This window comes from Sorangium sp. So ce362, assembly GCF_051519845.1.
Classification (GTDB): domain Bacteria; phylum Myxococcota_A; class Polyangia; order Polyangiales; family Polyangiaceae; genus Sorangium.
In genome coordinates this window covers 3951087-3966065 of sequence record NZ_CP150332.1, presented here as the reverse complement: position 1 = coordinate 3966065, position 14979 = coordinate 3951087, and the positions used below count along the sequence as shown (strand labels likewise).

The following is a 14979-nucleotide window of genomic DNA, read 5'->3' as shown; positions in this document are numbered from 1 at the left end:
CGCACCTCAGGCCCCCTCGGGCGTCGCGACGAACAGGCACACGACGCCCATCGTCAGCGGCTCCACCCGCAGCACGCGCAGCCCCGCGCCCCGCATCAGCTCCGCGAACTCGTCCGGAGGAGGGAACCTCGCGATCGAGTCCTGCAGGTACCGGTACTCGTCCCGCCCGGAGATCGCGCCGCCGACGTACGGGACGACCGTGTGGATATGGAAGCGCGCGAGCTTGCCCATGATCCCCCCGCGCGGCTCGCTGAGCTCCAGGATCGCGATGCGCCCGCCGGGCCGCGTGACGCGCGCCATCTCGCGGAGCGCCCGCGCCCGGTCGGGGACGTTGCGGATCCCGAACGCCATCGAGATGCCGTCGAGGCTCGCGTCGCCGAACCGCAGCTGCTCCGCGTCGCCGACCTCGAGCTCGATCCGCCCGGCGAGCCCCGCGGCCTCCACCTTCCGGCGGCCGACGCCGAGCATCCCCTGCGACGGGTCGACCCCGACGACCTTCACGTCGTGCGTCCGGGCGATCTCGATGGCGAGGTCGGCGGTGCCGGTCGCCAGGTCGAGCACCGTGGCGCCCGGCGCGAGCTCGAGCGAGCGCACCGCGCGCCGCCGCCAGCCCTGATCGAGCCCCAGCGAGATGACCCGGTTCAAGAGGTCGTACCGCTCGGCGATGCCGTCGAACATCTCCCCGGTGCCGAACCGGCGCCCGCCTCGCGGCGCCTCGCCGTGATCCGTCTGGCTCATGTCCCGCCCTCCGCCTGCTGCACCGCGCGCGACCCATCGGCCCGCTCGGGCGCGAACCGCTTGCCCTCGCCGGACGGCGGCGCGGTGGCCTCGTCGCTCCCCGTCCCCGTGACGGCGAGCGCGCGCTTCCGCTCGTGGAGCCGCATGTGGCCTCGCTGGATGCCCTCGCTCGCGAGCGCGCGCAGGGCCGCCAGGTTCGAGGCGAGCCCGACGGAGGCCAGCACCACCGCGAGCTCGCGCGCGCTCTTCGCGCCCACGAGCTGCAGCGCGGCGCGCACGCCGGCGTGCACCACCGTCGAGCCGCCCACCGTCCCGACGGCGAGCGGCAGCTCCGCGCGGCCCACGAGCCCGCCGGGGACGCGCTCCCACGTGCTGAGCGGCCGGTACCGACCGCTCAGGGATGCGTACGCGTGCGCGCCCGCCTCGATCGCTCGGAAGTCCTGGCCGAGCGCGACCGCGGCCGCGTCGAGCCCGTTCATGAAGCCCTTGTTGTGGGTCGTCGCGCGGTACGGATCGAGCTCCGCGAAGCGGCTCGCCCGCGCGATGCCGCTCGCCACGTCCGCGCCGCCGAGCGCGTCGTCGCCGACGGCGGCCGTCACGCGCACGAGGCGGCGGACGCTCAGGTTCGAGAGGATCCGGAGGCCGATCGTCCCGCCGGCGATGCGCTGCACGAGCGGCGCCACCGCCTCGGCCACGGTGTCGACCAGGTTGGCGCCCATGGCGTCGCCGACCTCGACGTAGAGGTGCACCACGAGCACGCCGAGCTCCGCCGACAGGACGCGCACCTCGAGATCGCGGCAGCCGCCGCCGCGCGCCACCATCCTCGGGATCGCCGCGTCGCCGGCCGCGAGCAGGCTCGCGCGCGCGGCCTCCAGCCGACCCGCGGCGGCCTCCGCGTCCGGCACGTCGTCGAGCTGGACCTGGGCGGTCATGATCGGCGGGTCCGCCTCGCCGGAGAAGCCGCCCGACAGGCGGACCATGCGCGCCGCGTTCGACGCCGCGGCGATGACGCTCGGCTCCTCCACCGCCATCGGCACCAGCACGTCGCGCTGGTTCACGCGGAAGTTCAGCGCCAGACCGAGCGGGAGCGCGTGCGTCGCGATGACGTTCTCGCACATCCGGTCGGCCACCGCCGTCGGCAGCCCGCCCCCGCTCGCGAGGTGCGCGATCGCGTCCTCGTCGAGCAGCCCGAGCGCCTGGATCGCGCTGAGCCGCTCCTCGACGCACCGCTTGTAGAAGCCGCTGATCCGGCTGGACACGTTCTGGCTCATCGGCCGCCTCCGCGCGCCGCGCGCGCTCGCGAGGGCGGCGCGCGCCCTCCGCCTTGTACCGGGAAATCCGTCATCGCCGCTCACCGCCTCCGCCGGGGCGTCGACATCGCGACCCCCTCCAGCGCCGCCTTCGCCGGGCTCTCCGGGAGCGGCTCGATGCTCCGCACCGCGTCCCCGCAGAGCCGCGACGCGAGCTCCAGACAGTCGTCCACGACGCGCTGCTCGACCATGACCTTCGCGATGCGCCGGCCGAGCTCCGGCGGGGCCACCGTCTCCTCCGACGCGCAGTGCGCCTCGAGGGCGGGCGTCAGCTCGCGGTCGCGCTCCATCGCGAGGAGCAGCGGGTACGTCATCTTGCCTTCGCGCAGGTCCGTGAGCAGCGCCTTGCCGGTCGCGTCCGGATCGCCCGCGAAGTCGAGCACGTCGTCGACGAGCTGGAACGCGACGCCGAGGCTCGTGCCGAAGCTCTCGAGCGCCTTGCAGAGCGGCTCGCTCACCCCGCCCGCCCGCGCGCCGGCGAACATCGCCCAGCGGAACAGCGAGGCCGTCTTGCCGTCGACGATCTGGAAGTACTCGCTCGTGCTCGTGCGCACGCGGCCCCGCGACGCGAGCTGGAGCGCCTCGGCGACGACCATCTCCTTGACCACCTGGAGCACCCGCTCGAGCACGTCGGGCATGCCCACCGCCTGGATCTTGCTGAGCGCCTCGACCAAGAGGTAGTCGCCGCCGAAGATCGACGCGGCGTTGCCGTAGATGACGCGCGCCGCGTCCGCGCCGCGCCGGCGGTCGCCGAGGTCGACGACGTCGTCGTGGAGCAGCGTCGCGTTGTGGACGAGCTCGACCGCCACGGCGAAGGTCCGCGCGGCCTCGTTGAAGCCGCCCCCGATGTGGGAGGCCAGCGCGACACAGATCGGCCGCAGCCGCTTGCCGTTCAGCCCGAGCAGGTGCCGCGCGCTCCGGTGCGCCGGCGTCTCGCCGTCCAGCCCGACCTTCGCGATCTCGCGCTCGACGTCGTCGAGGTCCCCGTCGAGCAGGCGCCTGAGCTCCGCGAGGCGCGCGGCGAGCGGTTCGAGCCCTCGCCCAGCGCACATGCCTCCGAGGCTCGAGACGACATCGCTCCGCTGGACCGTCCCAGTAAACGTAGTTGTCGCAGTCATCCCATCTCCACCTGGAAGCACGAGCGCACGCGCTCCCCGCACCGCGCGGGGCCCACGAGCGGCCGAGCTCTCCCAAATCACGAGCCCGCTAGGCGCCTCGCCGGGACCGAACGGCCCGGATCGGGAACCGGACAAGGTCCCCGAACCGCGAGAAATCCACGGTCCTGCTCTTGATGAACCCGTCGAGCGCCGTCTGCGCGACGATCACGAACGAGAGGAGCCGCTCCACCCGATCGAGGCTGAACCGGGTGGCGTCGGTGGCAGGCAGGCTCTCGAGCAGCGCGGACGCCCGCTCGAGGCGTTGCCTCACGGAGTCGGCGATGAGCCGCTCGCGCTCGGCGAACACTTTGGAAATCATCTTCCAGAAGTCCGTCTCGGCCTCGAAGAACTCCTTCCGCTCTCCCGGTTTCCATACCCTTCGTACTACACCCCACCTCTGCAGTTCTGTCAGCGACATACTCATCGCGCCGGACGAAACCTGCAGCCGTTCACCGATTTCGGCGGCGGACAGGGCGCCGCCGGCGATGAACAGGACGGTCCAGATCCGCCCGAGCACGCGGCGGAAGCCCCAGTGCTCGATGACGTCGCCGATCGCGTCCGCAGCGAGCAGCTCCGCCTGGCGCTGGATGTCGTTGGGAGGGCTCATTAAAGTTTCAAAATTCTTTGAAAGAACTGTGTGGGCCAACCTGTGCCGGCGTCAAGACATTCCCGACCGTCCTCATCAGAGAACGGACGAGCGCGGCCGCGACAGCTTTCAGTAAGCTTCTGACCGCGAGGCCGCTTTCTCCGGACTCCCGGCGCGGCGCGCTCGCGTCGAACAGAGCGCGCTCGCCTCGGATAGAACGTGCTCGCCGCGGCGGCGGCCGCTCCGGTCGGGGGCGGCCGGCCTCAGGCGCGATGCCGCTCGAGGCCTCGCGGGTGGCGTGGGTCGGATGCGTCGCCCGGGGGGGACGGCGCTAGCTCACACCTGCATCCGGGCCACGAGATCCCGGTTCTCCCGGAGCAGCGCCTCGGGAATGCGCGCGCCGAACGACTCCAGGAACGCCTCGCGATCGCGCGCTTCCTCCAGCCACCCATCGCGGTCGATGGCGAAGAGCTCGCGCATCACCTCGTCGTTCAGGTCGAGGCCACTCGTATCGAGCTCGCCGTCCGTGGGCATGATCCCGACCGGCGTCTCGCGTCCCTGCGCCTTCCCGTTCACGCGCGCGTGGATCCAGCGGAGGACGCGGAGATTCTCGCCGAAGCCGGGCCAGAGGAACTTGCCCGACTCGCCCTGCCGGAACCAGTTCACGTGGAAGATCTTCGGGAACGCCGCGCGACCCTGGCCGAGCTCGATCCAGTGCCGGAAGTAATCGCCCATGTTGTACCCACAGAAGGGGCGCATCGCCATCGGATCGCGGCGGACGACCCCGACCTGGCCCGTGGCCGCGGCGGTCGTCTCGGAGGCCATCGTCGCGCCCAGGTAGACCCCGTGGGCCCAGTCGCGCGCCTCGCAGACGAGCGGCGCGAGCCGCGCGCGCCGGCCACCGAAGATGATGGCCGAGATCGGCACGCCCGCCGGCGCCTCGAACGCCGGCGAGATGGATGGGCACTGGCGGGCCGGCGACGTGAAACGGCTGTTCGGGTGCGCCGCCGGCTCCTTTGTGTCCGGCGTCCACCGGCGGCCCCTCCAGTCGGTGAGGACCGGCGGCGCAGGACCGTCGAAGCCCTCCCACCACGGCGTCCGCTCCGGCGTGAGCGCCACGTTCGTGAAGATCGAGTTCCTGGCCAGCGTCGCCAGGGCGTTCGGGTTCGTCCTTGAGCTCGTCCCCGGCGCCACGCCGAAGAAGCCGGCCTCGGGGTTGATCGCCCAGAGCCGGCCGTCCGGGCCGATCCGCAGCCAGGCAATGTCGTCGCCGACCGTCCATACCTTCCAGCCCTTCTGCGACGCCGGCGGCACGAGCATGGCGAGGTTCGTCTTCCCGCAGGCGCTCGGGAACGCCGCGCAGACGTACGTCACGCGGCCCTCCGGGTCCTCCAGGCCGAGGATGAGCATGTGCTCCGCGAGCCAGCCCTCGTCGCGCGCCATCGTGCTCGCGATGCGCAGCGCGAAACACTTCTTCCCGAGCAACGCGTTGCCCCCGTACCCGGAGCCGATGCTCCAGATGAGCCGCTCTGCAGGGAAATGGCACACGAAGCGGCGCTCCGGGCTCAGGTCTCCGAGCGAGTGCAGCCCCCGGCAGTAATCCTCGGAGCTGCCCAGCGCCTCGAGCGCGACCCGGCCCATACGGGTCATGATCCTCATGCTCGCGACGACGTAAGGACTATCGGTGATCTCGACTCCAACCTTCGCCGAGGGCGACCCGACGGGGCCCATCAGGTACGGAACAACGAACATCGTCCGCCCCTTCATCGCCCCGTCGAACAGCCGCCCGACCCGCCGCGAGGCCTCCTCCGGCGACATCCAGTTGTTCGTCGGGCCCGTATCCTCTTCATCGCGAGTGCAGATGAACGTGAGGTGCTCAGTCCGGGCGACGTCGGTCGGGTCGCTCCGGTGAAGATAGCAGTTGGGGTACTTCTCCTCGTTGAGCGCGATGACCGTGCCGTCGCTCAGCATCCCCTGGATCAGCGTCCGGTTCTCCGCCTCCGAGCCGTCGCAGAAGACGACCCGATCGGGCCGCGTCTGGCGCGCGATCTCGTCTACCCACGCTGAAAGATTCCGGTTTTGCATACAGCTGGGAGCCTAGCCCGGGCGAGAAGCCCCGCCAAGGGACAGCAACGCTGTAGAATTACAGCAAACATGGACGATCTGGCAGATTGCAAGTGAATCGGCAGCCGGCCGGCGCGGCGCCTCCGCTCGGGCTCAGTTCGCGCGAGGCGAACGCAGGGACGTTCGGCTATGCTGGAGACGTGCACCGTGTCGTCGACCTCCCTGATCGGGGCAGACTGATCGTCGCCACCGACTTTCAGGGGAATGTCGCGGATTTCGAGCGAATCGCCGAGATCTTCGACCAGGCGGCGGCCGGCCCTGACGGCGCGGTGCTCGTCATTACGGGCGACCTGGTCCACGGGCCCGAGCTCGACGAGGATGAATGGCCCGACTACCTGGGCTCATTCTACCGGGGCGACTCCGTGACCTTGTTGAAAAAGGCGAGGAGCCTCGCGGAACGGCACCCCGGCAGGGTTCATTACCTGCTTGGCAACCACGAACACGCGCACGTGGGGGGTCCGGTGGTGGCGAAGTTCTTTCCGGACGAGGCGCATCGGCTCGAGGAGCTGCTCGGTCCGGAGGACACGCTGGCGATGCGGAGCTGGTTCCGCGGGTGGCCGTTCGTCGCGGTCGCACGCGCGGCCCGGCTGGTCATGCTCCACGCGGCGCCGCACGCGCGCATCCAGAGCCGGGAGGACCTCGAGCGGCTCCCGCTCGACGGGTTCCTCGACATACCGCTCCCGGAGATGAGCCTGCAGGGGACGCTCGGCGCGCTGCTCTGGGCGCGGAGCACCTCGAGCGAGCGCGCCTATGCCTTTCTGCGCGCGCTCGACCGGGACGCTCGCGTGGCGGTCTACGGGCACGACGTCGCGCGCACGGGGTACGCCATCGAGCGCGAGCCGATGCTCTGCCTCTCGACGAGCTTCGGCTGCTACGACGGCGACAAGCTCTACCTGGAGTGGGATCTCGCCGAGCCCGCGGAGAGCGCGACCGACGTCGCGTGGCGCGGGCTCCGATCGCTGTACCCCGAAGCGCCGCGCGTCCACAGCGACCCCTGAGCGCCCCGGCGAGGACGTCGCCGCGGGCGCCGCGACGACGAAGGCGAGATCCCTGCGGCCGGCGTCGGAGAGGAAGGAGAACGGGACCATGAGCCGCCGTCGGGGACGGCGCTAGCGGCTGAGCTCCTCGAGGAGGGCGGCCACGCCCGCGTCGATCTCGGCATCGGTGAGGTACGGCGCAGGGCCGACGCGGAGCACATCGCGGCGCGCGTCGACGAGGACGCGCCGGGCGCGGAGGCGCCGCACGACGTCGCCCGCCTGCGCCGCGTGGACGGCGACGAAGCCGCCGCGGCGCTCGGGCTCGCGCGGCGAGACGACGTCGTCGCCGCGGCCCGCGGCGTCGAGGTGGCCGAGGATGCGCCCGGTCTGCCGGAGCGAGATCGCGCGCAGCCGCGGGACGGTGAGGCCGAAGCGATCCCAGTGCTCGAGCACGGCGGCAGCGCGGTAGAGCGCGGACGGATCGAACGTGGAGCCCGCGAAGCGCGCGCCCCCAGGCGCGTACGCGACGCCGCCGCCGCTTCCCGCGAGCGAGTCGAAGTCGGCGAACCAGCCGGTGAAGACCGGGCGCAGCGCGCAGCCGCGCGGGACGCGCATCCAGCAGATCCCCTCGCCCATCGCCGCGTACTTGTAGCCGCCCGCGACGGCGAAGACGTGAGGCGCCGCGCTGCCCCACGCGATCGGGACGACGTTGAAGGCGTGGTAGGCGTCCACGAGCGGGACGGCGCCGATCTCGGCCGCGCGCGCGACGATTTCGTCGAGCCGCGGCACCACCGTGGCGCTCTCGAAGAGCACGGCCGAGATCGCGAGCATCGAGGTGCCCGGCTGGAGCGCGGCGAGCAGCCGATCGGGAAGCGAGCCGCGCGGCTCGACGCTCACCCACGCGACCTCGACGCCGTCCTCGCCGAGACGCGCGAGCTGGCGCCTGAGCGAGTGGAACTCGCCCTCGGTGGTGACGATCCGCTGCCGACCGCGACGGGGGAGCGAGGTGATCAGCCGGTAGACGAGCTCGTGCGTGTTCTGGCCGAAGGCGATGTCGTCGCCGCGCTCGAAGCCCATCCGCTCCAGGATCGCCGCGCCGACCGCCGAGCGTCTCGGGAACACCGCATCGTCCCACTTGCCGTCGACGAGCCGGGCGGCGTCGTCGAAGCACGCGGCGACCGCGTCGCGCGCCACGTCAGGCCAGGCCTGATGGGAGTGCCCCGTGAGCAGGATGCGCGGCGCCGCGTCCTCGGCGGGCGCGAGGAAGCGCGAGTATGCGGCACGGAACGCGTCGAGGTCGAACGAGAGGCCCGGTTCCACGTCTCCTTGCATTCCAGCTCTTCGGTGCGGTACCCGCGCGACGGACGCGCAGGGCGGCAGGGCTCCGCGCGCGCTCCCGCTTAACCCACTTCGGCGTTCACTTCCACCCGCTCGATCCGTGTCATCCCGCGCGCACGTGGCGCGGATTGCGTCCTCGGCGCGCGCGCGGCGCGACCGGAGCGCGCTGTCGCGTCCGCCGACGGCCCAGGCGGCCGGACGCGAGAGGAGCCGAGTCTGGTCGCGCATCCAGCGACGACCGCGCTGGCACGTTGGCCTTGTCCGCAACGTGGTCACCCGGGCGAGGCAGCGGAAAGCGCGGCGAGGGCGCGCCCCCGGCAGGTCCGATCATCGTAGGGGGAAGTGGCTCTGTCGGAGCCCGGTGGAGCGGCTCGCGCTCCGGATCGATGTGGGAGGTTCCATGACGCGCGAGGATTGCGGCGGCGTGGGAGGGGGGCCGGCGCGCCGTCGCGCTAGACTGCGCCATCTGTCGATGCGACCGCGCGCGGAATACCTCGAAGGGCTCGTCGATCTCACGTCCCACGACGACCCGAACGTCCGGCGCGCGCTCTTCCGTCAGACGATCGCCTCGCTCGCCCTCGTCGACGCGCTCGATGGCTCGACCCCGCTCGACTCCCTCAGCCCGGATGCCCTGCTCCGGAGCGTCCAGACCGCCATGGCCGACGGCCTGCTCGACGATCTGAGCTGGCTCGCGCCGGCCGCGGCGAGCGTGGCGCTCTACGAGATCGCCGGAGCGCTCCCGCTCGGGCCCGAGCGGCGCGAGCTCGGCCGGCGCGTGCTCAACCAGCTCTATGCCGGCAACGCGGCGACGTTCGTCGCCCTCGCCACGCGCATGGCCGCCGGCTCGGCCCGGGGCCTCTCCGGGGCGGGGATCCGCGCGCGCGTGATGCTCTCGCTCTGGCTCCCGGCGGGCACCGACATCCCGGTCGATCCGCTCGCGCTCCTGCTCGCCTCGCGGCGCGAGCTGTCGCGCGACTGGATCGCGGCGCCCTCGACCGGCTCTCTCCCGGAGCGGCGCCTCGCCGCGCGCCTCCTCGAGCGCGCCGCCCGCGACGCGACCCGCCGGGCCATGCAGGGCGACGACCTCCCGCTCCGGCTGTTCCGCAACGTGAGCGACGGGCGCCGGCGCGATCTCGACCACAGCGCCGACGGGATCGCGCTCGCCTGGCAGACGCTCCTCGCCGATCGCGAGCCGCTCGTGTGGCGCCACATCGCCGCGGCGCGAGGCCTCCTCGCGGGGGCGCTGCCCGACTTCGCCGAGGAGGTGCGCGCCCTGCTCGTCCAGGATCTCTCCCCCACCGAGTGGCGGCGCGGCGCGGCGTCGCTCGCCGCGAGCCTCGCCGTCGATCCGGACGGCGCGCTCGGCCGCGCCGTCGATCTCCTCCGGGGGCCGCTGCTCGCGCACGATCCAGGCATCGCCACGGCGATGGTGTGGGGGCTCCCCGTCGCGGCCGACGCGGAGCCCGAGGCGGCCGACGCGCTGCTCGACGAGATCGCGCGCGCGGCCCCGATGGCGACGGCCGAGGCGATCGTCGAGCTCCGGCGCGACCAGCGCGGCGTGATGAGCCGCGGCGAGCCCTTCGGCGCCCGCGCGGCGGCGCGGTGCGCCCGCGCGCTGGAGGACGCGCTCGAGGCGCCGCCCAGCGCGCACGTCCGCGACGACGGCCTCGCGGCGCTCGCGCGCGTCGTCCACCGCGACCTCTCGATGGACGGCGCTGGGGTCGCGCTGCTGCGCGGCGCGCTCGACGGCGCCGTGGCGGCGTTCGTCGAGACGGGGCCGCGCGAGGCGCACGGCCGCGCGCTCGAGGCGTACGCCCTGGCGGCCGAGGTCGTGGGCGCGCTCGAGGAGATCGAGCTCTGCGATCTCGACGACGCGCAGAGCACCGCGGCGCGCAGGGCGGCGGTGGGGCTCGTGCGCGAGCTCGACGCCGAGCTGCTCGGCTCCGGTCTGCTGAAGGGCCTCTTGCTGCTGAACCGCCGGCCGAGCGAGGACTCGACCGGCGTCGCCTCCCTGGACGACCTCGATGAGCGGCTCGCGCGGTGGCTGCTCCGCGCCGAGGGGTCCGCGGCGCGGGCGAGCGCATCGCCGCCGCAGCACGTGACCGTGCACCAGCGCAACCTCCGCGCGCTCATCCACCTGATCGACGGCGAGAACACCGACTTCGGCGGCGAGCCGGAGCTCAAGGCGCGCGTGCTCGCCCGCTGGACGGGCGCCATCGGCGTGCTGCTCGACCGGCTGCGCGCCGACCGCGGGTCGTCGCTCCGCCGCGCCATCGCCGCGTCTGTCGCCCGGGGCCTCGACGCGCTCGTGCGGGAGGGGGCGGCCGACGCGGCCGACATCTTCCTGCACGCCGCGATGCGCGGCGGCGACCCCGACGACCTCGACGTGCTCGGCCAGGCGAGCATGCACCCGGACGTCGCCCAGCTGCTGCGCGCGTACGCGCGGTTCGCGCGCGGCGGGCGCGAGGGCGGCGCGCGCGCGCGGGACGACGACGACGCGGCGGTGTCGCTCCGGTCGACGCGGAAGGGGGCGCTGGACGCGGAGCTCGCCGAGGCCGAGCGCGCGCGCGCGGCGCTCGATCGCATCGCCGCCCTCGACGCGCTCGTCACGGCGCTGCCGGCGGGCGCGTCGCAGCGCACGGAGATCGTGCGCGGCGCGCTCGCCCGCCTCGCGCGCGCGCTCGGCGTGGTGAACACGGCCCGCGCGCTCAGCGCGCTGACCGCCGCGGGCGACGGCGACGCGGACGCCTCGCCGCTGAGCGCTCTGGAGGACGCCCTGACGCGGCTCGCGCAGCTGACCGCCGGCGCCCGCCGGCGCTGCGGGGATCACCCGCCCTCCGCGCCCTCTGGCGCGACGGAGCCGCTGCGCCTCGCCATCGAGGTCGCGCTGCAGGAGGAAGAAGAGGACGTGGAGCCGAGCGTCGCCGCGCCCGTCGAGGCGCTCGTCTCGGCCGCGCGCGCGAGCATCCCGGGCGCGCTTGCCGACGTGGTCGCCCTCGTCGTGCCGCGCGTCATGCTGCTCCCGGTCCGGCGGCCGAGCGCGCCGGGCGGGATCGCCCTGCCCGAGCAGCCGCTGCCCGCGTGGTTGCCGAGCCGCCGCACGCTCGGCGGCTTCTACGTGCACCGCCAGCTCGGCGGCGGCTCGCTGGGCACGGTGTTCGTCGTCACCCGCACCGAGGAGCGGCACGATCCGTCGGCCGAGCGCTTCGCGCTCAAGGTGCCGGAGTACGATCACACGGCGGCCCGGAGCGTCTCGGAGGCGGACTTCCTCCGCCTGTTCCGGGAGGAGGCGGGCGCGCTCCTCTCGTTGCCCGATCACGCGAACATCGCCCGCTTCGTCACGTTCGACGCCGGCGCGCGCCCCAAGCCGATCCTCGTGATGGAGCTCATCGAGGGCATCCGCTGCGACAAGCTGCTCGACGCTCGAGGCCTCACCTCGCGCAGCGCGGTGGCGCTGCTCGACGGCATCCTCGCCGGGCTCGAGGCCATGCACGCGGTCGGCGTCGGGCACCTCGACATCAAGCCGACCAACGTGATCCTGCGCGGGGGACGGGAGCCCGTGCTCGTCGACTTCGGCCTGGCCGGTCGCCACATCCGACCCGGCTGCGCCACCGGCTGCTATGGCGCCCCGGAGATCTGGGGCGTCGTTCCGCCCGGCGCCACCGCGACCCCGCTCACGGCCGACATCTACAGCTTCGGCTGCCTCGCCTACGAGATCCTCACCGGCAAGACGCTGTTCGACGCGCCCACCGAGGTCGCGCTCATCACGGCGCACATCACGCACGACGGGCTCCCCACGCCGGTCAAGCGCCTCGCCGACGATCCGAGGACCGCCGACATCGCGGCGTTCATGTACGCATGTCTACGACATAACCCGCAGGACCGCGCGACGACGTCCTCCCTGCGCGAGATGCTGCTCCGTATTACCGGTCAGCTCGCCGATCTGAGATGGCCGCTCGACGACGGGCGGGCCTCAAGGCACGGCGCCGGTGGACCTCGGAGAGGTTATACAGGAATTTCCTGATGCTTTTTTCCTTTCAATCCTGTGGGCGCAAGGGGGGACTTAGGCAGTAGGCTCTCTCTTGGCGGCGCGTTCGGGGGGGCCGCGTGTATCAGGCCGCCATGGCCCCCGGGTCAGCGCTGCTCGATTCCCATCGACGTTCCGGCGCACCCCGGCGGCCAACCTATCTCGATCGCGGCCGAACGCTGGAGTCGGGCCGCGCGATGCTCTAAGGCGGCGTCGTTGATCCCCGCGCTGGAACCGCCTCGCGATGAAGCCGAGCTCCGAGGCCGGGCGTCCGCGCTCGCCGGCCTGACGCTCGCCGATCTCGCGCGCGCGCTCGGACGCGCGGTGCCCCGAGGCGGCGTGCGCACGAAGGGCGCCGCCGGCGCGCTCGTCGAACGCGCGCTCGGCGCGACGGCCGGATCGACGTCGAGGCCCGATTTTCCCCACCTCGGCATCGAGCTCAAGACGATCCCCGTCGACGGGGCCGGGGCGCCGCAGGAGTCGACGTTCGTCTGTTCGATCTCGCTCTCGGACGCGGATCGTGCGGAGTGGGGGACGTCGCGCGCTCGCGCGAAGCTCGCCCACGTGCTCTGGGTCCCGATCGTCGCCGCTCCCGGCCGGCCGAGCGAGGAGCGGCGGCTGGGCGCCCCGCGGCTCTGGCGCCCGACCGAGGCGCAGGAGCGCGTCCTGCGCGCCGATTTCGAGGATCTCATGGGGCTCATCGGCATCGGCGCCATCGAGGCGCTCACCGCGCACGCAGGCCGCTGGCTCCAGGTGCGACCGAAGGCCGCGAGTGGACGCTCGCGGACGCTCGCGTTCGGGCGCGACGGCGAGATGATCGCGGCGCTGCCGCGCGGCTTCTACCTGCGCCCCGGCTTCACCGGCGCCATCCTGAGCGATCCGGCTGCGATGCCGGCGTGATCGGGGCGCGGACGCGCGTCACTTGCAGGGGACGACCTTCTTGGTGCCGTCCGGCATCGTCGCCGTGCACGTCTCCATCGAGAGATCGCTGTTCACGGTCGAGACGGGTCGCGCCGGCTCCGGGTCGCTGGCGGGCGACGGGCCTGTCGCCCCCGTCGCGCGCGAGCGCCCTCGCCCGCCCGTGCTCCCGCGCTGCGGCTTGCCCGGTCCAGCGCTCGGCGCCGCTGTGCTTGCTGCGGACGGCTCGGCCCCGCCATCCGCTGCCGCCCCGGTCGCGCTGACGGCCGCGTCCGCTGCGCCCGCGTCCGCTGCACCCGCGTCGCTCGCGCCCGCGTCGGCGGCCCCCGGGTCGTCCGCGGGGACGACCTTCGGGAGGGTGATCGCTGTATCCGGCGCCTGCTGCTGCGGCGGCGCCAGATCGGCGGGAGCCGCGGTGTCGTTCGGCGGAGGCGCGCCCGCCGGCGAGCCCGCGTCGCCCGTTCCCTTGGCGAACCGGCTCTGGAACTGGAGCGCCCCCCACGCGCCCACGGCGACGGCGACGGCCCCAACCGCCACATAGAGCAGCGTGCGCCCGCGGCGCGGGGCCTCGTCCTCCGCCGGCGGCGCTGAGCCGTCGGTGCGCGCCGCCTTGTCGCTCACCGACGGGCCGCCGCTGCTCGCGCGCGGCGCGCGCGACGTGGTCCGCGACATGGCCGCGCGCGAGGCCGGCGGCGGCAAGTCGAGCTCGGCGGCGTGAAGGCGGAGGATCCCCGCGATGGTCGTGCGCGTGCCCGGCGCGGCGAACGGCGCCAGCGCCTGCACGAACTCCGAGATCGACTGGAAGCGATCTTCCGGCTCGCGCGCGATCGCCTTCTCGATCACCTCGACGAGGCCCTCCGGCACCTCGGGACGGAGATCCTCGAGCGACTCGGGCGGCGACGTGTAGATCTTCGCGCACAGCTCCGGGAAGCTGTCGGCGACGTACGGCGGCCTGCCGCCGATGATCTCGAAGAGGCACACGCCGAGCGCATAGATGTCGGTGCGGGGATCGACGCTCTTCGACGAGCGCATCTGCTCGGGCGACATGTACAGCGCCGATCCGAGGATCGTGGTCGTCTGCGTGAGGGAGACGTTGCCCGTGTCGCCGGTGAGGATCTTCGAGACGCCGAAGTCGAGCACCTTGATGAGCGGCGCGCCGTCGGGGCGCCTCGTCAGGAACAGGTTCGCCGGCTTCAGATCGCGGTGGACGATGCCGAGCGCGTGCGCCTCCGCGAGCGCCTCGCACGCCTGGACGATGTGATCGATGCACTCGCCGATCGCGAGCGTGCCCGTCTCGGCCGCGTGGCACGCGAGGTCCTCGCCGTCGAGGAGCTCCATCACCATGTACGGCTCGCCGCTGTCGAGCGCGGCGACGTCGAGCACGCGCACGACGTGGGGCGTCTGCAGCTTGGCGACGGTGCGCGCCTCGCGCATGAACCGCTCCGCCGCCTCGGTGTACGACATGAACTCCGGGAGCAGGAACTTGATGGCGACGCGCGTATCGAGGTCGAGGTGCAGCGCCTCGACCACGAGGCCCATGCCCCCGCGGCCGATCGTGCGCTCTACGCGGTATTTGCGCGCAATGACGGTGCCGGGCGCGATCGTGTAGACGTTGTCAGCCTTGGGTTCCCCCGCGCCGAGCGGAAACGCAGCCGTCTCCGGACCGACGGAGTCCACTCCTTCGGTCGAGTCCGGCTCACCAGAGGAGCGCGCCATCGAGCTAAGGTATACACGTCACGCTTCTCCGAAGCGATTCCCCTCACGCCGCAGGAATGCAAAGTGTTGCGAAAAAATGCCTCCGAGG

General features: G+C 73.0%; 10 protein-coding genes. 3 read left to right on the top strand and 7 right to left on the bottom strand.

Annotated elements, in window-relative coordinates:
- Nucleotides 1-6: 6 nt before the first annotated feature.
- The 5 genes from ubiE to WMF17_RS15475 all read right to left on the bottom strand — a co-directional run bounded on the left by ubiE (nt 7) and on the right by WMF17_RS15475 (nt 5876).
- The gene (gene ubiE, locus WMF17_RS15495) at nt 7-738 is read right to left on the bottom strand and encodes a bifunctional demethylmenaquinone methyltransferase/2-methoxy-6-polyprenyl-1,4-benzoquinol methylase UbiE (RefSeq protein ID WP_437602850.1); all 732 of its coding nucleotides are present in this window, start codon (nt 736-738) and stop codon (nt 7-9) included.
- Nucleotides 735-2009 carry a hydroxymethylglutaryl-CoA reductase, degradative gene (locus WMF17_RS15490; RefSeq protein ID WP_437602849.1) on the bottom strand — a complete coding sequence of 425 codons (1275 nt, stop codon included), beginning with the start codon at nt 2007-2009 and terminating at the stop codon, nt 735-737. The genes ubiE and WMF17_RS15490 overlap by 4 nt, the downstream gene beginning before the upstream one ends.
- A gap of 80 nt (nt 2010-2089) precedes the next feature.
- On the bottom strand, nt 2090-3166 hold the full coding sequence (locus WMF17_RS15485) for a polyprenyl synthetase family protein (RefSeq protein WP_437650172.1): 1077 nt from the start codon (nt 3164-3166) through the stop codon (nt 2090-2092).
- Nucleotides 3167-3254: 88 nt separating this feature from the next.
- Nucleotides 3255-3851, bottom strand: a complete 597-nt coding sequence (locus WMF17_RS15480) for a GbsR/MarR family transcriptional regulator (RefSeq protein ID WP_437602847.1) — start codon at nt 3849-3851, stop codon at nt 3255-3257.
- A gap of 276 nt (nt 3852-4127) precedes the next feature.
- Complete coding sequence (locus WMF17_RS15475; RefSeq protein WP_437650170.1) at nt 4128-5876, bottom strand: phosphoenolpyruvate carboxykinase (GTP); 1749 nt, start codon at nt 5874-5876, stop codon at nt 4128-4130.
- 179 nt (nt 5877-6055) lie between these two features.
- Between WMF17_RS15475 and WMF17_RS15470 the strand changes: the two genes are divergently transcribed.
- Nucleotides 6056-6913: a metallophosphoesterase gene (locus WMF17_RS15470; RefSeq protein WP_437602844.1), complete on the top strand. Its 858-nt coding sequence runs from the start codon at nt 6056-6058 to the stop codon at nt 6911-6913.
- A gap of 111 nt (nt 6914-7024) precedes the next feature.
- Here the strand turns inward: WMF17_RS15470 and WMF17_RS15465 are convergent, their stop codons facing one another.
- A complete protein-coding gene (locus tag WMF17_RS15465; RefSeq protein WP_437650168.1) occupies nt 7025-8212 on the bottom strand; it encodes an aminotransferase class V-fold PLP-dependent enzyme in 1188 nt (395 codons plus the stop codon).
- A gap of 490 nt (nt 8213-8702) precedes the next feature.
- Between WMF17_RS15465 and WMF17_RS15460 the strand changes: the two genes are divergently transcribed.
- Nucleotides 8703-12254 (top strand): protein kinase domain-containing protein, encoded by a 3552-nt coding sequence (locus tag WMF17_RS15460; RefSeq protein WP_437650166.1) that lies wholly within the window; start codon nt 8703-8705, stop codon nt 12252-12254.
- A gap of 219 nt (nt 12255-12473) precedes the next feature.
- Nucleotides 12474-13157, top strand: a complete 684-nt coding sequence (gene mutH, locus WMF17_RS15455; RefSeq protein ID WP_437602841.1) for a DNA mismatch repair endonuclease MutH — start codon at nt 12474-12476, stop codon at nt 13155-13157.
- An 18-nt stretch (nt 13158-13175) separates the two neighbouring features.
- Here mutH and WMF17_RS15450 read toward each other — a convergent pair whose 3' ends face one another.
- A complete protein-coding gene (locus tag WMF17_RS15450; protein WP_437602840.1) occupies nt 13176-14891 on the bottom strand; it encodes a serine/threonine-protein kinase in 1716 nt (571 codons plus the stop codon).
- Between the last annotated feature and the right edge of the window lie 88 nt (nt 14892-14979).

Bases quoted from the DNA above. Each gene is read 5' to 3' on its own strand.
- ubiE (WP_437602850.1), bottom strand. From the start codon at position 738: ATGAGCCAGACGGATCACGGCGAGGCGCCGCGAGGCGGGCGCCGGTTC.
- WMF17_RS15490 (WP_437602849.1), bottom strand. From the start codon at position 2,009: ATGAGCCAGAACGTGTCCAGCCGGATCAGCGGCTTCTACAAGCGGTGC.
- WMF17_RS15485 (WP_437650172.1), bottom strand. From the start codon at position 3,166: ATGACTGCGACAACTACGTTTACTGGGACGGTCCAGCGGAGCGATGTC.
- WMF17_RS15475 (WP_437650170.1), bottom strand. From the start codon at position 5,876: ATGCAAAACCGGAATCTTTCAGCGTGGGTAGACGAGATCGCGCGCCAG.
- WMF17_RS15460 (WP_437650166.1), top strand. From the start codon at position 8,703: ATGCGACCGCGCGCGGAATACCTCGAAGGGCTCGTCGATCTCACGTCC.
- WMF17_RS15450 (WP_437602840.1), bottom strand. From the start codon at position 14,891: ATGGCGCGCTCCTCTGGTGAGCCGGACTCGACCGAAGGAGTGGACTCC.